15 protein-coding genes and 1 pseudogene are annotated in these 23418 nt (G+C 73.4%); 12 read left to right on the top strand and 4 right to left on the bottom strand.

Annotation, left to right across the window (positions count from 1 at the left end; genetic code table 11):
- Positions 1 to 17: 17 nt before the first annotated feature.
- From FRADC12_RS15195 to FRADC12_RS15210, 4 genes and pseudogenes are all read left to right on the top strand, one after another.
- Entirely contained in the window at positions 18 to 2558 is a 2541-nt protein-coding gene (locus FRADC12_RS15195) for a glycosyltransferase family 39 protein (RefSeq protein ID WP_045877141.1), read from the top strand.
- Between the two features lie 324 nt (positions 2559 to 2882).
- Positions 2883 to 3380 (top strand): annotated as a pseudogene (locus tag FRADC12_RS15200) (protein kinase domain-containing protein); the annotation flags it as partial.
- An 82-nt stretch (positions 3381 to 3462) separates the two neighbouring features.
- The gene (locus FRADC12_RS31360) at positions 3463 to 4032 is read left to right on the top strand and encodes a hypothetical protein (RefSeq protein WP_198152913.1); all 570 of its coding nucleotides are present in this window, start codon (positions 3463 to 3465) and stop codon (positions 4030 to 4032) included.
- 137 nt (positions 4033 to 4169) lie between these two features.
- Positions 4170 to 4592 carry a hypothetical protein gene (locus tag FRADC12_RS15210; protein ID WP_045877144.1) on the top strand — a complete coding sequence of 141 codons (423 nt, stop codon included), beginning with the start codon at positions 4170 to 4172 and terminating at the stop codon, positions 4590 to 4592.
- 445 nt (positions 4593 to 5037) lie between these two features.
- Here FRADC12_RS15210 and FRADC12_RS15215 read toward each other — a convergent pair whose 3' ends face one another.
- Positions 5038 to 8415 carry a pyruvate carboxylase gene (locus FRADC12_RS15215; RefSeq protein ID WP_045877145.1) on the bottom strand — a complete coding sequence of 1126 codons (3378 nt, stop codon included), beginning with the start codon at positions 8413 to 8415 and terminating at the stop codon, positions 5038 to 5040.
- A gap of 382 nt (positions 8416 to 8797) precedes the next feature.
- Complete coding sequence (locus FRADC12_RS15220; RefSeq protein WP_045877146.1) at positions 8798 to 11164, bottom strand: Hsp70 family protein; 2367 nt, start codon at positions 11162 to 11164, stop codon at positions 8798 to 8800.
- 487 nt (positions 11165 to 11651) lie between these two features.
- Between FRADC12_RS15220 and FRADC12_RS15225 the strand changes: the two genes are divergently transcribed.
- Positions 11652 to 11924 carry a hypothetical protein gene (locus tag FRADC12_RS15225; RefSeq protein WP_045877147.1) on the top strand — a complete coding sequence of 91 codons (273 nt, stop codon included), beginning with the start codon at positions 11652 to 11654 and terminating at the stop codon, positions 11922 to 11924.
- 97 nt (positions 11925 to 12021) lie between these two features.
- On the top strand, positions 12022 to 12270 hold the full coding sequence (locus FRADC12_RS15230) for a DUF6158 family protein (RefSeq protein ID WP_045877148.1): 249 nt from the start codon (positions 12022 to 12024) through the stop codon (positions 12268 to 12270).
- 90 nt (positions 12271 to 12360) lie between these two features.
- Here FRADC12_RS15230 and FRADC12_RS15235 read toward each other — a convergent pair whose 3' ends face one another.
- On the bottom strand, positions 12361 to 13026 hold the full coding sequence (locus tag FRADC12_RS15235; RefSeq protein WP_045877149.1) for a nucleotidyltransferase family protein: 666 nt from the start codon (positions 13024 to 13026) through the stop codon (positions 12361 to 12363).
- Between the two features lie 205 nt (positions 13027 to 13231).
- Between FRADC12_RS15235 and FRADC12_RS15240 the strand changes: the two genes are divergently transcribed.
- From FRADC12_RS15240 to FRADC12_RS15260, 5 genes are all read left to right on the top strand, one after another.
- A complete protein-coding gene (locus FRADC12_RS15240; protein WP_045879643.1) occupies positions 13232 to 14647 on the top strand; it encodes an XdhC family protein in 1416 nt (471 codons plus the stop codon).
- Positions 14648 to 15100: 453 nt separating this feature from the next.
- Positions 15101 to 18607: a glycosyltransferase family 39 protein gene (locus FRADC12_RS15245; RefSeq protein ID WP_232303815.1), complete on the top strand. Its 3507-nt coding sequence runs from the start codon at positions 15101 to 15103 to the stop codon at positions 18605 to 18607.
- Between the two features lie 442 nt (positions 18608 to 19049).
- Positions 19050 to 20162, top strand: a complete 1113-nt coding sequence (locus FRADC12_RS15250) for a DUF3089 domain-containing protein (RefSeq protein WP_232303816.1) — start codon at positions 19050 to 19052, stop codon at positions 20160 to 20162.
- A gap of 83 nt (positions 20163 to 20245) precedes the next feature.
- Positions 20246 to 20944 (top strand): phosphoribosyltransferase, encoded by a 699-nt coding sequence (locus tag FRADC12_RS15255; protein WP_052710930.1) that lies wholly within the window; start codon positions 20246 to 20248, stop codon positions 20942 to 20944.
- A 172-nt stretch (positions 20945 to 21116) separates the two neighbouring features.
- Positions 21117 to 21671: a DoxX family protein gene (locus FRADC12_RS15260; protein WP_045877151.1), complete on the top strand. Its 555-nt coding sequence runs from the start codon at positions 21117 to 21119 to the stop codon at positions 21669 to 21671.
- A 127-nt stretch (positions 21672 to 21798) separates the two neighbouring features.
- Here FRADC12_RS15260 and FRADC12_RS15265 read toward each other — a convergent pair whose 3' ends face one another.
- On the bottom strand, positions 21799 to 22287 hold the full coding sequence (locus FRADC12_RS15265; protein ID WP_045877152.1) for a MarR family winged helix-turn-helix transcriptional regulator: 489 nt from the start codon (positions 22285 to 22287) through the stop codon (positions 21799 to 21801).
- 624 nt (positions 22288 to 22911) lie between these two features.
- Here FRADC12_RS15265 and FRADC12_RS15270 point away from each other — a divergent pair.
- Positions 22912 to 23328 (top strand): DUF2795 domain-containing protein, encoded by a 417-nt coding sequence (locus FRADC12_RS15270; protein ID WP_045877153.1) that lies wholly within the window; start codon positions 22912 to 22914, stop codon positions 23326 to 23328.
- Positions 23329 to 23418: the final 90 nt, after the last annotated feature.

Raw genomic sequence — 23418 nt, forward strand, 5'->3', positions numbered from 1 at the left:
ACGTGAACCTTGATGACATGACTACGCACGAGCCGGCGTCACAGGCCGTCGACGGGAGCGTGCCGGACCAGCGCACCGACCCGGACGAGGCGGCGCCGGCCGCCGTCGGTGATCTGGCGGCCACAGCGGAAACGCCCAGCACCGGGGCATCGGCCGCCACCGGCCTCGACGCGGTCGGGGGCCAGGCGCCCCAGGCGGACATGTCCGCCTGGGCGGCACCGACGGGCGCGGCCGGCGGCCGGGACGGCGTGGGTGGGAGCTGGGCCGCGGTGGGCGGTCTGGCGACCGGCGCGGCCGCGGATCAGCGCGCGGGTGTCGTCGTGCTCGCGCCCGACGGGCCGCTGGAGCCGGCGGGCGGCCAGCGCCAGGACGACGCCGGCTACTGGCCCGACCAGGCCGGTACGGACGACACGGCGGACGGGGCCGATGGCGGCGGCCCAGGACAGCGCGGGTTCCTGGCTCGACTGGTCTGGGGCCACCAGGACGATCCACGCTGGGCCCGGCCCGGCCTGTGGCTGCTGCTCGCGGCCACGGCGCTGCTCTACCTGTGGGGGCTGGGTCGCTCCGGCTGGGCGAACGACTTCTACTCGGCGGCGGCGCAGGCCGGGTCCGCGAGCTGGAAGGCGATGTTCTACGGCTCCTCGGACGCCGGCAACGCGATCACCGTCGACAAGCCCCCGGTGGCGATGTGGGTGATGAGCCTCTCGGTCCGGATCTTCGGGCTGAGCTCGTGGTCGATCCTGGTGCCGGAGGCGCTGTGCGGGGTCGCCTCGGTAGGGCTGCTTTACGCGACGGTGCGCCGGGCGTTCAACCCGGCGGCGGGGCTGATCGCCGGAGCGGTGCTCGCGACGACACCGGTCGCGGTCCTGATGTTCCGCTTCAACAACCCGGACGCACTGCTGGTGCTGCTGCTCGTCGGCGCCGCGTACGCGACGCTGCGCGCCGTGGAACGGGCCAGCGCCCGGTGGCTGGTGCTGGCCGGGGTACTGGTCGGCTTCGGCTTCCTGACCAAGATGCTGCAGGCCTTCCTGATCGTGCCGGTGCTCGCGCTGGCGTACCTGGTCGCGGCGCCGACCACCTGGTGGCGGCGAGTTCGTCACGTCCTGGCGTCCGGGCTCGCGCTGGTGGTGTCCGGCGGCTGGTTCATCGCCGTCGTCGCGCTGGTGCCGGCGTCCGACCGCCCGTACATCGGCGGCTCGCAGCACAACAGCCTGTGGGAGCTGACCTTCGGCTACAACGGCCTCGGCCGGCTGACCGGCAACGAGACCGGCAGCGTCGGCGGCGGCGGGGCCCGCGCGGGCGCGGCGGCCGGCGGGCGGACCTTCGGCCCGCCGTCGCAGGGCGGCGGCTGGGGCCAGACCGGCTGGGCCCGGATGTTCAACTCCGAGATCGGCGGCCAGGTCGCCTGGCTGCTGCCGGCGGCGCTCGCGCTGCTGATCGCGGGCCTGGTGGTGACGGCCCGCCGTGGCCGAACCGACCGCGTCAGGGCCGCGTTCCTGGTCTGGGGCGGCTGGCTCGTGGTGACCGGCGCCGTCTTCAGCCAGATGCAGGGGATCTTCCACCCTTACTACACCATCGCGCTGGCCCCGGCGATCGGCGCGCTGGTCGGGATGGGCGCCGTGACGCTGTGGGAGCACCGGTCGCACCCGGCGGCTTCGTTGACGCTGGCGGCAGTGACGGCGGGGACGACGTGGTGGTGCGCCCGGCTGCTCGGCCGCACGTCCGGCTGGCATGCCTGGCTGCGCCCGACGGTGCTCGTCGTCGGGTTCGCCGCGGCGGTGCTGCTCATCGGGCTGCCCAGGCTGACGGCCCGGGCCGGGCTCGGCGTGGCCGGCATCGCGCTCGTCGCGGGCCTGCTCGGCCCGGCCAGCTACGCACTCGCGACGGCGGGCACCGCGCACTCGGGGGCCATCCCGAGCGCCGGACCGTCGGTCGCAGCCAGCCGTCCCGGCGGACCGGGTGGCTTCGGCCAGGGCCTGGGACGCGGCTTCGGACAGGGCCGCGGGTTCACCCCGGGGGGCGGCACGAACGGCTTCCCCGGCTTCGGCTCCGCGGGCGGTGCGCCGACGCTTCCCGGCGGTGGTACGGCCGGCCAGGGTGGTACGGGCCAGGGCGGCGCCGGTGGCTTCGGCGGCTTCGCGGGCGGCATGGGCGGCCTGCTCGGTGGGACGACGCCGGGCGCGAACCTGACCGCGACGCTCAAGCAGAACGCCTCCGCCTACCGCTGGGCGGCCGCGACGGTCGGTTCCGAGAACGCCGCGGGTTACCAGCTGGCCTCCCGCGAGCCGGTGATGGCGATCGGCGGCTTCAACGGCACCGACCCGTCCCCGACGCTGGCCCAGTTCCAGCAGTACGTCGCCGCCGGCAAGATTCATTACTTCATCGGCGGCGGGCTGTCCGGATCCGGCAATGGCGGGAGCCAGTCGGCGGCGGCGATCGCCGCCTGGGTACAGCAGAACTTCACGGCGGCCACTGTCGACGGCGTCACTATTTACGACCTCACCGCCGCAGCCACCGCCACGACCTCCTCGACCGCGGCCACCCCTCGGGCCACCTGATCTCGCTCACGCGGCCCGGCGGTGTCCGTCCTCATTGAGGCCACCGCCGGCCCGCGATCGGGAAGATGGTGCCCGACCGCGGGCGTCACCATGGGAGCGTCATTCGGAGCCTCCGGGGCCTGGGGATGACGCGTTGGATTCGGGTTCGTTTTCTGGTGTCAGGCCCATCGGTCGACCGGTGATGGTATGAACGCGGTGCGTCCGGCTCGGCCGGGGGCCGCGGGTCTGCGACAATCACCGCCGCGACGCACGGGGGCGTTGTCGCGGTCGTGACCGCGTAGGACGTAGGAAGCGGTAGTCGACGTGATCGTCGATCGGGCTCTGGTGGCGGCCGCGCTTCCGGGCTATGAGCTGGGTGCCCAGGTCGGCCAGGGCGCGTTTGGCATGGTCCTGGCCGCGAAGAACCGGCTGCGACGGGACGTCGCCGTCAAGGTGATGCCAGGTATCTCGGTGCGCGGAGAACGCGCCGAGAACGAGGCGCTCATGCTGGCCGAGCAGGACCATCCGCACGTCGTCAAGGTGTATGACTTCGTGCCAGCCGGCGAGATGGCGCTCATCGTGATGGAGCTTCTGTCCGGCGGCAGCCTGCGGTCCCGGATCGACGCCGGGCAGTCCGCGCCGGAGTGGGGCTGCGCGGCCGCCCTGGCGGTGGCCAGCGCGCTGGAGTTCGCCCACGGCGGCGGCCTGCTGCACCGGGACGTGAAGCCGGAGAACGTGCTGTTCGTGTTCGCCGCGGACGGCCGGCTCAAGCTCACCGACTTCGGAATCGCGAAGGCGTTCCAGGACACCGCCGCCTTCACCAGCACGGTCAGCGGCACGCCGCGCTACGCGGCACGCGGGCCTGCGCCGGCGCCGGGTCGAGGGCGCCTGGCGGGAGGTACGCGACCGGCTCAGCGAACGCGGCGTGCCGCGGGCGCGGGCCTGGACCAGACGAGAGGTCGTCTGGGCGGTCGCCGAGCGGCCGGCCCTGACCGCGACGGTCCGGCCGCTGGAGCGGTTCGTGGTACTTGCCGACCTGGCGCTGTACTCGCCGTCGGGCGGCGGTGACGACGACGCGCGCGCCGCCTGGCAGTGCGTCGACGAGCTGCGGGCCGCGTTGCGCGACGCCGCGCCGCTCGGCCGTCGACTGGGGGTCCTGCTCGACCCGCGCCCACTGTTCCCGGTCGGACGGGGACCGGCCGGGCCGGATCCGGCTGTCCCGCTGGCCGCGCGCGGGATGCGGAGCCCGATGGCGTTCGCCGCGCCGCGGCCGCGCTCCGAGCAGCAGGCGCGGGCCGAGCCGGCCGCGGCGGAGCTGCCGGTCCCGGTCGGTGCGCCGAGCGGGCTGCGCCGCCCCGCCGCCGTGGCCGAGCCGCCGGTCCCCGCGTCTGGTCCGGCTGGCGGCGCGGCCGGCGGTCCCGCCGGCCGGGCAGACGAGCAGACGGTCGTGCGACGCCAGCCGGGGCCTGACCCGGCCGCATGGCGGCAGCCCTGACCGGGCCCGCGTCGTGGCCCTGACGGGACGACGCGATGACGCCAGCGTCCCGGGCTGCTGACCTGGTCGGCCCCGGCGCGGGTCGGGAGCGTCACGCCCGCGCCGGCCGCCGCCGTTCGCGGGGCATGATGGCGGACATGGGTCGGAAGGGAAATCGGCTGCTGCTGGTGTTCGGCGCGGTCGTGCTCGCAGGGGTGATGGCGCTCGGGCTCGGGCTCACCGGCAGCTCGAACACCGGCGCGCACGCGACCGACCCCAGCGACGACGGCAACTTCAACACGTATGCCCTGGTCAACGACTCGAAGGCGCGGGTCATCGTCTACCTGTGCCTGGACACCCCATGCACCCAGATCAACACCCGCAGCGCCTGGATCCCAATGGCACCCGGCGAGTCGATCACCCGGAACGAGTACTGGAACCCCGGCGTCGGCTACGGCTTCAAGATCGCAACATCGCCCCGCGGCCGTCGCTGCCTGACCATCAACGCCGACACCAAGGCCCCGAAAACCGTCACGATCCCCTTGAGCACCGCAAAGTCCTGCCCAACCGCCGCGCCATAGACGGGACGGTACCGGCATCCGGAGCCGGGGCTCAGGAGAGGCCATGCCGGGCCGGCGGGAGCCTACTCATGCCCGATGGTCGGGAGAAGGCCAGAACCTGCCACCACCAGGTATGACAGCCCCAGCGCCCAGCCGTGCCAGCTAGTACGGCGCCTTCGTCAGGCGGTGTGGCGGAGGCCCGGCCGTAGCTGCTCGGCGTCCGTTTCGCCGTCCGGGGCGCGGCCGGCCCAGCTTCCGAAGCTCGCTTCGAGATCGTTCAGAACCTGGCCGGGCCTGGCGGTGCTGTAGGCGCGGCGGATAGCCAGGAGTATCAGTTCCGCGATGTCGGCCCACTGCGCTGAGACTCCGCACGAAGCCGACCGTACTGGTCGTCCTCAAGCACGATCTGAATCCGATGGCTTTGAACGCAACGCTCCATCACTCTGTGGAGGCATCCCCGGCGCGCTCAGGGCCTGATGATGGCGAGGAGGTCGCCTACCTCGACGGAGTCGCCGGATTCGTGGGCGAGTTCGGCGATCGTGCCGGCGACCGGGCTGGTGACGGCCGCTTCCATCTTCATGGCCTCGACGACAGCGAGCTTGGTGCCCTTGTCGACGGAGTCACCGACCTTGACGGAGAAGGTGACGATGCCTGGCAGTGAGGCGCCGATCTGGGTGGGGTCGCCCGGGTCGGCTCGCCGAGCGACCGGCGAGACCGAGGTGATCGATTCGTCCCGGACCCGGATCGGCCGGGGCTGCCCGTTCACCCGCAGGTACAGGGTTCGGACTCCGGAGCGGTCGGCGTCGCCGATCGTCTCCAGCTCGACGATGATCTCGACGCCCGGCTCCAGGAAGACGCTGACCGGCTCGCCGGGCCGCAGGCCGTAGAGGAACGCCTCGGTCGGGATGACCGAGCTGTCGCCGTACAGCTCGACGGCCTTCTCGTAGTCCCGCCACGGGCCGGGGAAGAGCAGTCGGGACAGGGCGGCCCGGCGTCCGTTGCCGGCCAGCGCCGCCCGGTCGTCGGGCTCCAGCTCGGCCTTCGGCGGCGCCGGGCGGCGCCCGGCCAGCGCACGCTCGCGGAACGGCTCGGCGAAGCCGGCCGGTGGGGTACCGAGCTCACCAGCCAGGTAGCCGAGCACGCTCGCCGGCAGGTCGAACTTCTCCGGCTCGGCCCGCAGCACCTCGGGGTCGATGTTGCCCGAGGCGATGAAGAGGGCCAGGTCGCCGACGACCTTGCTGGTCGGGGTGACCTTGATCGGCTTGCCGAGCAGCTCGTTGGCGATCGCGTAGCACTCGGTGACGTCCGCCCAGCGGTCGCCCAGGCCGAGTGAGATCGCCTGCTGGCGCAGGTTGGTCAGCTGGCCGCCGGGGATCTCGTGCCGGTAGACGGCGCCCGTCGGCGCCCGCAGCCCGGCCTCGAACGGGGCGTAGAGGTCGCGGACCGCCTCCCAGTACGCCTCCAGCGACGACAGTGCGGCCAGCGAGATGCCCGTGGCACGGTCGGTGTGGTCGGTGGCCGCGACGAGGGCGGACATGTTCGGCTGGCTGGTCCCGCCCGACATTGCCGCCGCCGCCGTGTCGACCGCGTCGACGCCGGCGTTCACCGCGGCGAGCAGGGTCGCGAGCTGGCCGCCGGCGGTGTCGTGGGTGTGCAGGTGGACGGGGACGTCGAACCGCTCGCGCAGCGCCGTCACCAGCCTTGTCGCGGCCGCGGGGCGCAGCAGCCCAGCCATGTCCTTGATCGCGAGCAGGTGGGAGCCTGCCTCGACGAGCTGGTCAGCCAACCGCAGGTAGTAGTCCAGGGTGTAGATCTGTTCGGCGGGGTCGGTCAGGTCGCCGGTGTAGCAGAGGGTTCCCTCGGCGAGCGCGCCCGTCGTGTTCACGACGGCCTCGATCGCCGGGCGCATCTGCTCCATGTCGTTGAGCGCGTCGAAGATCCGGAACAGGTCGATGCCCGTCGCGGCCGCCTCGGAGACGAAGGCCCGCACGACCTCGTCCGGGTACGGCGTGTAGCCGACGGCGTTCTTGCCCCGCAGCAGCATCTGCAGGCAGATGTTCGGTGCCGCCTCGCGCAGCGCGGCGAGCCGCTCCCACGGGTCCTCGGACAGGAACCGCAGCGCCACGTCGTAGGTGGCGCCGCCCCAGCACTCCAGGCTGAGCAGGTTCGGCGTGAGCCGGGCGAACGACGGCGCCGCGGCGAGGATGTCGAAGCTGCGCAGCCGGGTCGCCAGCAGCGACTGGTGCGCGTCACGCAGCGTCGTGTCGGTGACGGCGAGCCGCTCCTGGGCACGCAGCCGCCGGGCCCACTCGGTCGGGCCGGCCTCGACGAGCAGCTGACGCGACCCGGTGGCCGGCGCGTCCGCCGTCGCGAGCGGGGGCAGCAGCTTGCGCGGGTCGGTGAACGCCGCCGCCGGCCGCTTGTAGCCGTTGACCGTCGCGTGCGCCAGGCGGGCCAGCATCCGGCTGGTCTTGTCGGCACCGCCGTCACCGGCCAGCAGCCACGGCCGCTCGTCGATGAACGACGTGGTCACACCCCCGGCGAGGAACGACTCGTCGGCCAGCAGGCGGGACAGGAACTCGATATTGGTTCGTACGCCCCGGATCCGGAACTCGCGCAGCGCCCGGCGGGCCCGCCGGGACGCCTTCTCCAGCGAGACGCCCCGGCAGGTGAGCTTGACCAGCAGCGAGTCGAAGTACGGGCTGACCTCGGCGCCTGCGTAGGTCGCTCCGTCGAGCCGGACCCCGGGGCCACCGGGCGACTGGTAGTACGAGATCGTCCCGGTGTCGGGCCGGAAGTCCTGGGCGGGGTCCTCGGTCGTCACCCGGCACTGGATCGCCACGCCGCGCAGCGTGATCGCGTCCTGGCTCAGGTTGAGGTCGGCCAGGGTCTCGCCGGCCGCGATCCGCAGCTGGGCGCCGACGAGGTCGACGCCGGTGACCTCCTCGGTCACCGTGTGCTCCACCTGGATGCGCGGGTTCATCTCCATGAACGTGTACTGGCCGTCCGCGCCGACCAGGAACTCGACCGTTCCCGCGTTCACGTACCCGACATGCTTGGCGAACCGGACCGCGGCGTCGCACAGCCCGTCCCGGACCGCCGGGTCCAGGCTCGGCGCCGGCGCGATCTCGACAACCTTCTGATGGCGCCGCTGCACCGAGCAGTCCCGCTCGAACAGGTGGACCACCGCGCCCGCGCTGTCGCCGAGCACCTGGACCTCGATGTGGCGCGGCCGGTCGACCGCCTGCTCCAGGAACACCGTCCCGTCGCCGAAGGCCGCCGCCGCCTCGCGGACCGCCGACCCGACCGCGTCCGGCAGGTCCGCGGCCCGCGCGACCCGGCGCAGCCCGCGCCCGCCACCACCGGCCGACGCCTTCACGAACAGCGGGAAGCCGACCTCCTCGGCGGCCGCGACCGCGCCGTCGCCGTTCGGCAGCGGCGCCGACGCCCGCAGCACCGGCAGCCCGGCCGCGATTGCCGCGTTGCGGGCGGCGACCTTGTCGCCGGTCAGCCGCAGCACCGCGGGCGGTGGGCCGACGAACGTGATCCCGGCGGCGCCGCACGCCTCGGCCAGCGCCGCGGACTCGGACAGGAAGCCGTACCCGGGGTGCAGCGCGTCCACCTCGGCGTGCTTCGCGACCCGCAGCAGCTCGTCGATGTCCAGGTAGCCCCGCACCGGGTGGCCGGGCCCGCCTAGCTCGTAGGCCTCGCTGCCCTTGGTCCGGTGCAGGGAGGAGACGTCCTCGGGGGTGTAGACCGCGACGGTGCGCAGTCCGAGTTCGTGGGCGGCACGGAAGACCCGGACCGCGATCTCACTCCGGTTGGCGACCAGGACCTTGTGCACGCGTGCTCCTCACCGGGTGGCTGGAACGGTCGAGCAGGCCGGGCCCGCCCATTCTGACCGGCGCCGACAGCAGAGACCAGGCCAACGTGCGACGTCTCACGGCCCGGCCGCGCTCCCCGGGACCCCCCGACAGGCCACGCTCCGGCCATCTGCGCGTCAGAGCACGGGCATCGCCCCGTCAACGATCAGACAGCTCCCCGTTACCGGTCAAACGGTCCCGACACCCGGTACGGGCGCAGGGACGGGACCAGAGATGTCGACATCGGCGGGCGTGCGCCCCCGTCGTCCGCGTCCACCCGGACAAGGGCTGGGAGGGCGCTCAGCGCCCGAAGGCGGCGCGGCTGAAGGGCGCTCCGCGGCCGGTTCCAGCCGCGCGCCGGGACTAACGGGTGTAAATGATCTCCCAGAGGCGGGCGGTGGTGTCGGTGCTGGTGGTGGCCAGGAGCAGGCCGTAGGGGGCGAACGCGCAGCTCATGACCGTGCTGCTGTGGCCGGAGAGAGTCGCGACCTCGACGCCGGTGGAGACGTCCCAGAGCCTGGCGACGTCGTCGGTGCTCGCCGTCGCCAGCAACTGGCCGTCGGGGGAGAACGCGCAGCTCTGCGCCGACCCGCCGAGCGTCATCGTCGTCGTGCCGGTCGGGACGTCGGTCACCCGGGTGCCGTCGTTGGCGGTCGTCGCGAGCAGCAGCCCGTCCGGCGAGAAGGCACAGCCATTCGCGAAGTTCGTGTGCCCCGGGACCTTCATGATGCTTTCGCCGATCGCCACGTCCCACAGCAGGATCGAGTCGGCGCCGGCCGAGACCAGCAGCCGCCCGTCCGGGGAGAAGGCGCAGCCGTAGACCGAGCCCCGGTGCTCGCCGGAGAGGGTGGCGATCTGCTTACCGGTGGAGACGCCCCACAGCTTGACCGTCCGGTCGGTGCTGGTCGTCGCGATCAGCGTGCCGTCGGGCGAGAACGCGACGCCGTAGACGGGGCCCTTGTGTCCGGAGAAGACCGTCGTCTCCGCCCGGGTCGCCATGTCGAACAGCCGGGTCGACTTGTCACTGCCGGTGATGGCGAGCAGCTTGCCGTCCGGCGAGAAGGTGCAGCTGTTCGGCACGGAGCCCTTGCGTCCGGGGCCGGACAGCTCGCCCTCGACCCGGCCGGTGGCGACGTCCCAGAGCTGGATGCCGTCCTTGCTGGTGGTGGCCAGGAGCCGGCCGTCGGGGGAGAAAGCGCAGCTGGTGACGTCGCGGTCGTGGCCGGTCAGGGTCGCGCGCAGCGAGACGTCGACGAGGTGCGCCGGCCGGGCCGACCGCTCCATGCCGCCGCCGCGCAGGTCGGCGGAGTTTCCGGTGGGCGTGCCGTTGCCGGCCCGCTGGCCGAGCGGTACCGGGGACGTCGGCAGCGTGGTGGCGATCCAGTCGTGCTCGGTGATCGCCGCGCCCGGCTTCGCGTGCGTGTGCAGCAGGCTGCCGGGGGCCTCGGCGGCCAGGTCGAACAGTGAGCCGTCGGACAGGCGGACCCGGGCGAGCACCGAGCCGGCTTCGAACCGGGCGCCCGGTTCGGTGAGCCACCGGACCATCGTCGCCGTGCCGCCGGGGATCTCCCAACGGGCCGGCTGCACGACGGGGCTCGGCCGGGCGGCGACCGTGCGCCGCGTCGAGACGGACGCGGCCCAGGCCGCGGCGCCGCGGACGACGGCGAGCTCCGGCTCTGGCGGGACGAACAGCTGCTGGCCGGGCCAGTCGGTCGCCACGCCCAGCTTGCCGGCCAGGATGTCCTGGATGACCGGCATCCGCGAGCCGCCGCCGACCAGCAGCACCCCGCCGAGCTTCTCCGCGGGAACGTCTGCGGCATCGAGCAGGTGCTGGCAGCAGGCCATCGTGCGGGCCAGTGTCGGCGAGGCGAGCTGGACGAACCGCTCCCGGTCGATGCCGACGAGCAGCCCGGCCGGGCCGAACACGTCCTCGACCAGCGGGACGTCGGTGAGCTGGTGCTTGAGCGTCCGGGCGAAGTCGGCCAGCTCGAGCCGAGTCCGGCGGGCGGCGGTCTGGAACACCTCGCCGGTGCCGGTCGGGTTGAGCAGCGGCTCGAGGCTGCGGCCGTGCTGGCTGAGGATCTCGTCGAAAAGTAGCTGGTCGAGGTCGCGACCGCCGCAGTCGTGCAGGGACGAGTGGCCGATCACCTCGTGCCGGCCGGCGGAGCCGACGGCGATCAGGGCGGCGTCGAAGGTGCCGCCGCCGAAGTCGTAGACGAGCACCAGGTCGCCGGGGCGGGGGCGGTGCGCGCCCAGCGGCGCCCAGGCCGCGGCGACCGGCTCGGCGAGCAGGTCGACGTCGACGAAACCGGCCGCCTCGGCCGCGTTGATCATGAGGCGCCGTAGCGGGCCGGACGGGTCGTAGACCGCGGGGATCGTGACGACGGCGCGCGGCAGGGAGCCGCCGAACTGCGCCTCGGCCTCTGCCTTGAGGGCGGCCATCGTGGCCGTGACCAGCCGGGCCGGCGGGTAGGTCCGCCCGTCGAGCGTGACCGGCGACTCGCGGCGCAGATCCCGCTTGATCTCGCCGCGGTAGGCGGCCGGCCAGATCCGCTTGCGGCGCTCCGCCAGCGTCCCGACGATCAGAGTGTCACTGTCCGCGAACACCGACGACGGCCAGGACACCGCGCCACTGGCGGTCTCGCGGACGAGCTCCACCTGGCCGTCGGCCACGTACGCCGCGGACGCCCGGAAGGTGCCGTAGTCGATCGCGAGGATCGGCTCAGCCACCGCGCCCTCCGTCGTCTGTGTCGCCGGGCCTCGCGCACGAGCCACCGGTGATCGAACGTGTACCAGTCCGTCGCGACCGCCGCCCGCTACCGGCCGGCCAGCCGCTCCGGGCCGCTGTTGCCCTCCAACCCCGTCGGTTGGCCCAAGCTCGGCCCAAGGCCGGCCCACCATCCGCACTGGGTTGGCTGTGCTGGATTGCCCATCGTCGGCCGGCATCGTCGCCTGGAGGTCGACTTGTCCGACCGATCCTAGCCGAGCACGTCCCTGCCCTCTTCGCGCGGGTACGGAGGCCCTACGCGCCCGCCACGGGCGCCGTGCGCCCGCCAACGCCGCGTGGGTCACCGTGACGGCCGGAAGGCCGTGTCGACAGTGAAGTGGCGATCGCTCCGGTTTTTCCGTATTCGCCGGTTCTGGCCGTTTCCACGAACGAGGTTTGCGGACGGGCGGGATCGGTGCACGCTGGGTACGTGCCATGAAGGAGGCCGATATGAGCTCCACCATGCTCACCCGACGCCAGGCGCGCTCCGGGCACCGTGCCGTGCTGCCGCCGCCCGGCCCCGGCCCCGGCCCACGCCCGGGAGACCCGGTGCCGCCGATGCCACCGCCCGACCCGAAGCCGCCCGTGCCGGACCCCGATCCCATCCCGCCTGTGCCGGTGCCGGACCCGGTTCCGCCGAGCCCGGTGCCCGACCCCTACCCCGGCCCGGTGCCCGGCCCCGACATCCCGATGCCCCCGATCCCCGCCCCGGAGCCACTCTGACGGCAGTCGCCTACGGTCACCTGGAGTGTCATAAACTGTCCTGTGCGTGAGCGCCGGATCCGGTTCGTGGCTCAGAGGGCTGGGTAGAGGCCTCGTCATGAGCCACCGTCCCGACGGCATCCCCGGCCGCGACCTGTCCGACGCCGCGCTCGTCCGAGAGGTGCGTCAACTGCATCGGACCCGGCACGCGACCTTCCTCGAAGGCAGCGAAGATGCCTTCGAGACGCACACCCGCCGGATGCTGGAACTCGAACGCGAATACCTGCGCCGGTTCCCCGACGCGGTCAGCCCCGACCCGCAGCGCACCCGCGCCGGCCGGCGACGAGCCGCCGGCCTGACCGCCTGACCCGCGCGCCCTGCCGGCCCGTCGGCGCACAACCGCCGATGAGGCCGGGCGCCCTCCCGTGGCCGGCTCGCCTTGGCGAGGCGGGCGGGTTCAGTCCGGCCCGCCTGCTGGCGGGGCGCCCGCCGCCCGAGGCCCGGCGAGACGGGCGAGGTCGGCCGGGGTGTCGACGTCGTCGGGTGTGCCCAGGTCGTCGCACGGCACGACAGTGAGACGGTCCGGGTGGGCGCGCAACCAGGCCCGGGCGCCGACGTCGCCCCGGGCCAGCCGGGCGACGTCCGGCCAGATCGCGCGCGGCAACAGCACCGGGTTGCGCGGCCTGCCGCCGAAGCAGGCGACGACGGCCGCCGGGGCCGTCGCCACGTCAGGCGCTGCGCGCGCGCCGCCGACCGCGGTGGCGATCAGGCGTCTGACCAGGTCCGGTTCGACGAACGGCTGGTCCACGAGCGCGACCACGACGGCCTCGGCCGCGGTTTCCGTGAGCGCCGCGAGGCCTGCGCGCAGCGAGGCTCCCATGCCCTCGGCCCAGCCTTCGACCCGGACGACCTCGACGCCGCCAGGGGGTCCGGCCGTGGGGATAGCGGCGATCACCTGGTCGGCGGCGGCGCCGACGGTGACCAGCAGCGGCGAGCAGCCGGCCGCGTCGAGCAGCCGCAGCCCGCGCACGACGAGCGGGGCGCCGTCCCAGCCGACCAGTGCCTTCGGCGTGCCGAGGCGCCGGCCGGCCCCCGCCGCCAGCAGCAGCCCAGCGACCTTCACGCCTCGTTTCTATCCTTGAGTGGGTCTCGCGAGGCCATGGCGGGCCGCCCAGAACGCCGGCGCGCGTCCGGCTTGCGTGCTCGTGACCGCCAAGACGATGCACCTGGCGGCTCGGCGCGCGAATCTGGACCTACGGACCGGTGGTGGTGCGGCCGGCCGCCTGGTGCGTGGGCCGGTGGCGGCGACCGACAAGGGGTGGCACGCGATGCGTGAGCTGACCGAGCAACTGCGCGGGTGGCGGCGCTCCGGTACTCCGTTCGCCGTCGCGACCGTCGTCGGAGTACGCGGGAGCGCGCCGCGGCAGCCGGGCGCGGTGATGGCCGTCGATGCGAGTGGCGAGGCGCTGGGCAGCGTCTCCGGCGGGTGTGTCGAGGGCGCCGTCTACGACGTCGCGACCGAGGTGCTCGCGACGGGGGCACCGGTGCTGACGACCTACGGGATCTCGGACGATGACGCGTTGGCGGTAGGCCTCACCTGTGGCGGGATCATCGACATCCTCGTCGCACCCGCGGGCGAGCCGATGTTCGAGACGCTGGACTCGGTCGCGGCCGGCGTTCCGGTCGCCCTCGTCACCGTCCTGTCAGGCCCGGCGCCGGACGCGGGGCCGGACCGGGCCGCCGCCAGCTCGGGCCGAAACGAGGCCGGCCCCGGCCGGGGCGATGCCGGGGTGGCGAGTGGGCCGGGCGATCTCGGCCGGCAGCTCGCCGTCTGGCCTGACCGCGTCGTCGGCACGCTGGGCTCACCTGGCCTCGACCACGCCGTCGTCGACGACGCCAGGGGCATGCTCGCGGCCGGCCGCACGGGCGCCCGCCATTACGGTGCCTGCGGCGAGCGGTCTCCGGTCGACGCGGCCAGCCGGGACGCGCCCGGGAGCGACGGTGCGGGTGACGGCGCCCCAGGCGGGCAGCGCTGGAACGAAGCCTGGTCGGGCCGGGCGGCCGACGGCCTGTTGGGTGAGGCCGGGCTGCCGCCCGACGCGGTCACCGTCTTCGTGCAGGCGTTCGCGCCGCCGCCGCGGATGCTCGTCTTCGGCGCCATCGACTACGCCGCGGCCGTCGTCTCGATGGGACGGTTCCTGGGCTACCGGGTGACGGTCTGCGACGCCCGGCCGGTCTTCGCGACCGCCCGGCGGTTCCCGGACGCGCATGAGGTGATCTGCGAATGGCCGTCCCGCTATCTGGAGCGGGTCACGGTCGACGCGCGCACGGTGATCTGCGTGCTGACCCACGACCCGAAGTTGGACGTCCCGCTGCTGCGGGTGGCGCTGCGATCGCCGGCCGGTTACGTCGGCGCGATGGGCTCGCGGCGCACCCACGCCGAACGGCTGGAGCGCCTGCGCGCGGACGGTCTCACCGAGGCCGAGCTCGCGCGGCTGCGCTCGCCGATCGGCCTTGACCTCGGCGGGCGCACCCCGGAGGAGACCGCTGTCGCGATCGCCGCCGAGATCATCCAGGCGACCTGGGGCGGCAGCGGAGCGCCACTGGCGGTCACCTCCGGCCGAATTCACGAGCCGTCCGGCGTGCCGGCAGGGTCCCCTTTTGTGAACTCCGGTCGCACGTACGCGTCCGATTCCGGCCGGGCCGTGATCGTGGGCGATGCCACCAGTGCGGGAGCGGATTGAGCCAGACCGGGCGGACGGTCCAGATCTGCTCCGGCTGTTTGGCTCCCGCCGGCTCGCCCTGGGATTTCCTTTTACACCGGTGTCGTAGCCGGGAAAGCCCGGCTATGCCATTGATGGACGCTCTGTGATAGCTGGAGTTCAGGAGATTCCAAGCTTGCCGCAAGGCTTGTCCTAACCGGCGCGGCCAAGCTGTTGAGCGTGGGATGGGAACGGCGGCCGGGGGTGGCACCACGCATGTCAGGCACCCCGGGCGTCGCTCCCATCCCAGTGCCGGCCTGGTCCCTGTCGGTCGTCCCTGGGACGCCGGTGCCGACGTCCGTCGCTCTCCCCTCGGCGGCATCGTCGGCACCGGCACGGGCGCCCGGCCCACCGGAGCCGATCCCGGCCCGGCCCACCGGACCAGAGCCGGTCGAGCCCCAGCCGGCGGCCGCGCGGCCGGGCGACGGACCAGCGGTGGAGATCGTCATCCCGGTCCACAACGAGGAGGCCGACGTCGGCCCGAGCGTGCGGCGGTTGCACGCGTTCCTTCTCGACGGCTTCCCCTTCAGCTTTCAGATCACGATCGCCGACAACGCCAGCACGGACGGGACCTGGGCGCTCGCCGAGGAGCTCGCCGCGGGGCTGCCCGGGGTCCGCGCCACCTGGCTGCCGGCGAAGGGCCGCGGCCGCGCGCTGCGGGCGGCCTGGTCGGCCAGCCGCGCGGCCGTCGTCGCGTACATGGACGTCGACCTGTCCACCGGCCTGGGCGCGCTGCTGCCGCTGGTAGCGCCGCTGATCTCCGGGCACTCGGACGTCGCCATCGGGTCCCGGCTCGCGCCCGGGGCCCGGGTGGTGCGCGGGCCCAAGCGGGAGGCGATCTCCCGGTGCTACAACCTGCTGCTGCGGGCCACCCTGCGGACGCGCTTCTCGGACGCCCAGTGTGGGTTCAAGGCTGCCCGGGCCGACGTCGTACACCGGCTGCTCCCGTATGTCGAGGACACCGCCTGGTTCTTCGACACCGAACTGCTCGTCCTGGCCGAGCGATCCGGGCTCCGTATCCACGAGGTCCCGGTCGACTGGGTGGACGACCCGGACAGCCGAGTGGCCATCGTCCCCACCGCCCTCGCCGACCTGCGCGGGATCGCCCGGGTGGCCAGGGGCCTCCTGACGCGCCGGCTGCCCGTGCGGGTGCTGCGCGCCGAGCTCGGCCGAGCACCGTTGCCTGGCCGGACACCCGGCGCCATCGACGGCGCCACCCCCGCCTCTTCGCCTTCGATCACTGGAGATCGGCCCATGACGACCGTCCCTGCCGCCGACAGCGGTGACCGCCCCGACCCGGCGGACGCCGACCCGGTGGCCCCCGTCGTCCCGTCGATCCCGGCGCAGCCCGGTGGCGACGGCCAGGCCGTCGACGCGGCGGCGCGGCCACCCAGGCGGGAGGCCTGGGCCAGCCCGACGGCGGCTGCGCAGGACCAAGCCCCACCAGGCGCTCCCGGACCGTCCGTCGACGTGCTCACGGCCGACCCGCTCGCGGTGGAGTCAGCCGACACGGAGCCTTTGCCCACCGCTTCCGGCGCGCCCGCGCCCGACGAGCCGTCCCCCGCGGCCGGCGCCCCGACGGCGCTGCCGGCCGGCGCGGGGAACATCGGCTGGCGGAGCTGGCCCAGCCGGCTCGTGTGCGGGCGGCCGGGCGATCCGCGCTGGGTCCAGCCGGCGCTGGGCGTGCTGCTCGCCGGGACGGCCGTCCTCTACCTGTGGGACCTGGGCGCGTCCGGCTACGGCAACACGTTCTACGCCGCAGCCGTGCAGGCCGGAACGCTGAGCTGGAAGGCCATGTTCTTCGGCTCGCTGGACGCGTCGAACTACATCACCGTCGACAAGCCACCGGCCTCGCTGTGGCTGATGGCGCTGTCCGGGCGGATCTTCGGCTTCTCCAGCTGGAGCATGCTCGTGCCGGACGCGCTGTGCGGGGTCGCGAGCGTCGGGGTGCTCTTCGCGGCGGTCCGGCGGGTGGCCGGCCCGGGCGCCGGCCTGCTCGCCGGGCTGCTGTGCGCCCTGACCCCCGTCGCGGCGCTGATGTTCCGGTTCAACAACCCGGACGCGTTGCTCGTCCTGACCATGGTGGTCGGTGGTTACTGCGTCACCCGGGCCGTCGAGCGCGGCTCGTGGCGGTGGATCCTGCTCGCGGGTGTCGCGGTCGGGTTCGGCTTCCTGACCAAGATGCTGCAGGCATTCCTGGTGGTGCCGGCGTTCGCGCTCGTGTACCTGGTCGCGGCGCCGCCGGCGTTCCTGCGCCGGGTCGGGCACGTGCTGGTGGGCGGGGCCGGCGTGGTGGCCGGCGCCGGCTGGTGGGTGGCCGCCGTCGAGCTGTGGCCTTCCGGGTCGCGGCCGTTCGTCGGCGGGTCGCGGAACGACAGCGAGCTGGGCCTCGCCTTCGGCTACAACGGGTTCGGCCGGATCTTCGGCGGCGACGGGAACCGCGGTGGCGCCCCCCGGGGCGGTGCCGCGGCCAGCGCGTTGCGCGACGCGCTGACCGGCCACGCGGCGGGAGACCTACCGGCGTTCCCCGGCGGCAACCGCGTCCCGGGCCGCGGCGGAGGCGGGTTCGGCGGCTCGGCTGGAATCGGCCGGATGTTCTCGCAGAACTTCGGCGCCCAGATCTCCTGGCTGCTGCCGGCCGCGCTGATCCTGCTGCTCGGTGGCCTGTGGGCGACCCGCCGCGCGGCCAGGACCGACCTGGCCCGGGCCGGGCTGGTGCTCTGGGGCGGCTGGCTGGTCGGCTCCGGGCTGGTTTTCAGCTACATGAAGGGCACGATCCACGAGTACTACTCGATCGCGCTCGCGCCGTCGGTCGGCGCGACGGTCGCGATCGGCGCCCTCGTCCTGTGGCGTGGCCGGGAGGACCTGATCTCCCGGCTGTTCCTCGCGGCCAGCTTCGGGGTGAGTGGCTGGTGGGCCTACCGACTGCTCGGCCGGATCGACTGGCAGGGCTGGCTGCGCGTGCCGGTGCTGGTCGCCGGAGTGCTCGCGGCGGTGCTCACGCTGTTCCTCGCCGGCCGGCCGGCCGCCGAGGTCGTGGGCGTGCCGGCGCCGGAACCGGGCCCGGCTGGTGGCTCGCCGACACCGTCGGACGCGTCCGACGGTCAGGGGCGAACCGCCGTGCGGCGTGGCTCGCCGGTGCTGGACGTCTTCGCCAGCCGGGCGCGAACCTCGGCCGCCACGGTCGGGATCGCGGCGCTTGCGGGCGTCGGCCTGCTCGCGGGACCGACGGCGTACGCCCTGGACACCGCCGGGACGGCGCACAACGGCGCGACCCCGCTGGCCGGGCCCGGTAACCGCGGCGGGGGCGGAGCGCCGTTCGTGGCCGCCGGCCGAGCGGGCGTTACGGCCGGTGCCACCGGCCGTAACGAGAACCGGGTCGGCGGGCAGGGCTTCGGGCAGGGCGGCTTCCCGGGTCGCCTCGGCGGGTCGGTTCCCGGCGGGGGCGGTCTTCCGGGCGGCGGCCCGAACCAGGGTGGCTCCAATCGGGGTGGCGGCCTTCCCGGTGGTGGCGCACGCCTGAATGGCCGGCCCTTCGGCGGCGGGTTCGGCGGGCCGGGGGGTGGCTCGTCGAACGCCGCGGTCACCACCCTGCTCACCGAAGGGGCCAAGGGGTTCCGTTGGGCCGCCGCGGTGGCCAACTCCCAGTCCGCGGCCACCCTGGAGCTCGCGACAGGTGGCAAGCCGGTCATGGCCATCGGCGGCTTCTCCGGCGGAGATCCGGCGATCACCCTCGCCGGGTTCAGGCAGGACGTCGCCGACAAGAAGATCCACTACTTCCTGGGCGGCGGTGGCTTCGGCGGCGGCGGCCTGCGTGGTGGCGGCGGTGGCTCCGACAGCGAGATCTCGTCGTGGGTGCAGCAGAACTTCGCCGCCGTCACCATCGGCGGTCAGACGCTCTACGACCTCACCAAGCCAACAAAGGCCGGAACCGTCGCGTAAGGCCGTCCGCGGGCCCGCCAAAGCCCGGTCACCGGAACCCCACGCCGGTGACCGGGCCCCTGCTCGATCGCCGATCCGCGGATGTGGCGGCGGACTCGCGTGCTTGTCGCAATACCCGCGAACCCGCGCGAGGACGTAACGGTGCATACTGTGCCGCAACGCGGTGATCGACGGGTGGCCACGGTCGGACAAACAGATCGTGGGCGTGCGACGGGGTCGCGTCGGCATGCCCGGATGATCTGAGGTCTCAATGCGCCGCTGCCCGGCTGATGAGCCCTTTCCCGTTGGCCTGACGGTGTCGAGGACGCCTGCTCCTCGGTCAAGGCGATGGGAACGCCTCGGCCTGCTCGTGGTCGCGACGGTGGTGCTCGGTTCCGCGTGTGGACAGGCGCGGGGCCCGGCGACGGCGCCGGGTGCGCTGACAACGGGTTCGAGCCTCGTCATGGCCCATCCGACGGTCTGGGTCTGCCGGCCGGGGACGATTGACGACAACTGCGCAACCAACCTGGACGCGACCATTCTCGGCCCCACCGGACCGACCGGGACGGACGCCTACCGGGCCGCGACGAACCCCGAGGTCGACTGTTTCTACGTCTATCCGACCGTCTCGCAGGTCGCGCTGGCCAACGCGCCGCTGAAGGCCACCGACACCGAGGTCGCGGTCGTCCGCACGCAGGCGGCCCGGTTCGGCGCCGACTGCCGGGTGTTCGCCCCGGTCTACGAGCAGTACTCGGTCGTCTCCCGGCTGCAGCACGGCGGCCCGTCCGACAGCGCCCGCCAGCTCGCCTTCGCGGACGTCCAGTCCGCGTGGAACGACTACCTGCTGAACGACAACCGTGGCCGGCCTGTAGTGCTGATCGGCGACGACCAGGGCGCGGAGATGCTGCTGCGCCTGCTGCACGACGAGATCGAGCCGAACGAGGGCCAGCGGGCGCTGCTCGTCTCCGCGCTGCTGGTCGGTGCCGACGTGCGAGTCCGCCACGGCTCGCTCGTCGGCGGTGACCTGGCCCAGATCCCGGCCTGCCAGCGTCACGACGAGTTCGGCTGTGTGGTGGCGTACTCGGCGTACGAGGGAACGCCTCCCGCGGACGCCTGGTTCGGCCAGCCGAACGCGCCGTCCCGCGGCGTCGCCGCTCCGGCTGGCACGCTGAACCTGCAGACGCTCTGTACCAACCCCGCGGCCCTCGGCGGCGGTGCGGCCGCCCTGGCGCCCTACCTGCCGACGGCCGGGCTGCTGCCGGACGGGGCCCCGGATGGCGGTGACCTGCTCCCGGGGCTGTCGTCGACCGACCTGCCGGTCGCGTCGACCGGATTCGTGACCTATCCGAACTTCCTGTCCGCGAACTGTCGACAGTCCGGGAACAGGGCCTGGCTCGACATCTCCGTCCGGCCCGCCTATGTCGACCAGCGCGCCCTTCCCACGCTCGACACGCTGCCGACCTGGGGGCTGCACTTCGACGAGTTCGACCTCACTCTCGGTGACCTGGTCCAGCTCGTCAGCCGCCAGTCGGTGGCCTACCTGGCCGCGCACGGCGCCTCCGCCGGCCCAAGCTGACGGCCGGCGCCGCGGCGGAGATCGAACCGGCGAGCGGCCTGGTTGGTGGGCGTGCTCGGACCAGCCATGGGTACGCCGTGCGCATGGCCGGTTACACCGATCGGCGGGCGGCGGGGCGGTTCCTCGGCGACCTGGTTGCCGACGTGATCGCCGGGACGGTCGTCTCCCGCCGGGGCGCCGTGCTCCGCGACGCCTCCGGCGACGAGGAGCCGGTGACGGTGCTGGGCCTGCCCAGAGGCGGAGTGCCGGTCGCGGCCGAGGTCGCGCGCCGGCTGGGCGCCCCGCTCGATGCCCTCGTGGTCCGCAAGCTGGGCGCGCCGGGGCAGCCGGAGTTCGCCCTCGGCGCGATCGCGGCCGGCGGGGTCAGGGTGCTGAACACCCGGGCCGTCGAGCGGCTCGGCCTGACCTCCGAGGCGATCGAGGCGGTCGCCGTCCGGGAGGCTGCGGAGCTGGCGCGCCGCGAGCGCGTCTACCGGGAAGGCCGCGCACCGCCGCCGCTCGCCGGCCGGACGGTCGTGCTCGTCGATGACGGCCTGGCCACGGGGGCGACCATGGTCGTCGCCGCCCGGGCGGTACGCCGGGCTGGCCCGCGGCGGGTGGTCGCGGCGCTGCCGGTAGCGTCTCCGGACGGGGCGCTGGCGGTGCGCGCCGAGGTGGACGAACTGGTGTGCCCGCTGACGCCGCCGGACTTCATGGCCGTCGGCGAGTACTACCGTGACTTCGGCCCGCCGACCGACGACGACGTTCACGCTTTGCTGAGAGTGGCTCCGCCGGTGCGGTGAGCTGCGTCAGCTCACCGGCCGGAACCAGGCGGTGACCAGGGTGCCCCAAATTGTCGCGGCGATGTTACCCCAAGCGGTACCACGAGCGAGTGAGTGCCCATGAACTATAGATTCCCGGCAGATGGGCTCGTGTTTCGCGTTCACTCGCGGATGGCAGTGGAGGGGAGTTCTCGTGACCGCAGCGGACACCGCGGACCTCGTGCTTCGGATCGTCGTGGGTCTGACGATCGTCGCGCACGGCTACAACCACATCTTCGGTCCGGGTGGGATCAACGGTACCGCGGGGTGGTTCGCGAGCATGGGTCTCAAGCCGGGGATCGTGCACGCCTGGGCGAGCGGACTGATGGAGCTCGCCGCCGGGGTGGGCCTGGCCGCCGGCTTCCTCACGCCGCTCAGCGCCGGCGCGATCATCGGCATCATGATCGTTGCGGGTATGACGGCGCATCGCAAGAACGGCTTCTTCATCTTCAAGCCGGGCCAGGGGTACGAGTACGTCCTCATGATCGCGGTTGTCTGCGCGGCGATCGCGACCTTCGGCCCGGGTTATGCCTCGATCGACCACCTGGCCACCATCGACGACAACCTGGACGGCTGGCTTGGCGGTCTGATCGCCGTGGGGATGGGCGTGCTCGGCGCGGCCGCGCTGTTGGGCAGCTCGTGGCGCCCCGAGCCGCCGAAGCCGGCCACCCCCGCCACGCAGGAGGTCACGACGACGCAGGACGCCTAGCCGCGACCGCTGCTGGGACGCGGCCGAACCAACCCGGCCGCGTCCCGCGTTCGCCGGTCCGGTTGGCGAGACGGGGACACGCTGGGAGCTGCCCGTCAGGTCAGCCCCCGCGCAGCCCCGTGGCGAGTCAGTCCGGGTCGGCCTCGGCGCCGCCGGGACGGCCGGCGGGGTGCGCGTCGACGACCCGGTTGAGCAGGGTGACGAGGGCCAGCTGCTCGTCGCCGGACAGCGGCGCCAGCAACTGCTCGTTCATGGTCTGTGCGCGGTGCGCCACCTCGGTGTGGGTCCCCTCCCCACGCGTGGTCAGCCGCAGCACGTTGCGCCGGCCGTCGTGCGGGTCGCGGACCCGGCGGATCAGGCCGCGCTGGACGAGGCGCGCGACCACGTCCGCGACGGTCGAGCGGTCCAGGCAGGCCCGCTCGCCGAGCGTGCGCTGGTCGATGTCCGGCGCCGCCCGCAGGCTGTTCAGGACGACGAACTGGGGCGGCGTGGTCTCGGTGGACACCGAGGTCGTCCATAGCTGATGAATGACCTGCTGCAGCCGGCGGGCCAGGTGGCCTGGGTTGGCAGACAGGTCTGCCGCGCCGTCGACGGCAGCTCCGGACGGTACCGACACGATGGTCCGTCCACCATTCCCTGCCGAATGGTTGGGAAGTGTGTGCGTGTTCAGGGTCTGTGTCCGTTCACGTCGGGCACCGGATGGCGCGTCTCGAGCCGGGGACATCGAAGGACCAAGGACCGCGAAGGACCGTGGGATGTCGAAGGCAACAGGGGATCGGAGCCGCTCGGTTGGATTCGAGGGTCCGAAGGCTGGCGGGGGCGCCGGTGCGGCTTGGTCGTCCGTGGTCGTCGGTCCGTGGTCTAGGTCGGTGGCTGCCAGCCCGCGGTCTTGCTGGGATGGGATCATAATCATCCGCATCAGGCCATGCTGTGGCGGAATCGCCGGAGAAGCGGTGCCAAGTCCGTCGAGAACGAGGTCTGCGGGTCGAAAAAGTACCGACAATTCCGCTTTCACCCCCGACCTGACATGCGTGCGGCCAATTTGACACCGAGTGCCGTCTTCCTTGCTCGGGGTCTGGGCCATGGACCACCGTGCTTTGCCGACACCCGTCCGGGTAGGTCCCGGTCCGGGCTCGGGCCGATTTCCGAGTGGAGCCCACGACAGCTCAGCGGCCACGCAGCCCCAGGCACCCACGACCGCCGAGGCATAAGGCCCGGCATCACGTGACGGGAGCAGCCGATGGACCGAGGCAGCGCCAAGCACGGCCCGCAGCTCGATGAGGCGATGGCCGACGAGGTGCGCGACTACGTCCGAGCCCGCAGGCAGACCCACGCCGCCGAGTGGAGGTCGCCCGAGCCGTCGACCGACGACGTCCCAGTGGCGTTGGACCGCCCGGACGGGATGGGCCGCGGTAGCGCCCCGCGCGGGATGAGCCTCAGCGATGTCGAGGAACGCTCGGAGCTGGCCCGTTGGCTAGGCCGGGCCGTGTTCCCGGCCGACCGCGACGGGGTCATGGGCCACCTGCGTGACCACAACGCTCCCGACCACGTGGTCGAGGAGATCCGCCAGGCGCCGAAGCACGGCCAGTTCGGCTCCGTCGGCGAGCTCTGGCGCGCCGTCCACAGCGGAGCTCACGTGGAGAAGGCCCGGTACTAGCAGCTGCCAGGGACGACTCACGGATGCCGTCGCTTTGGCGAGGATCCCGCCCAAGGGTGCGGAGAACGGCGTGGACAGAGTGCCGCCTCC

Origin of the sequence: Pseudofrankia sp. DC12, assembly GCF_000966285.1 — a bacterium.
Classification (GTDB): domain Bacteria; phylum Actinomycetota; class Actinomycetes; order Frankiales; family Frankiaceae; genus Pseudofrankia.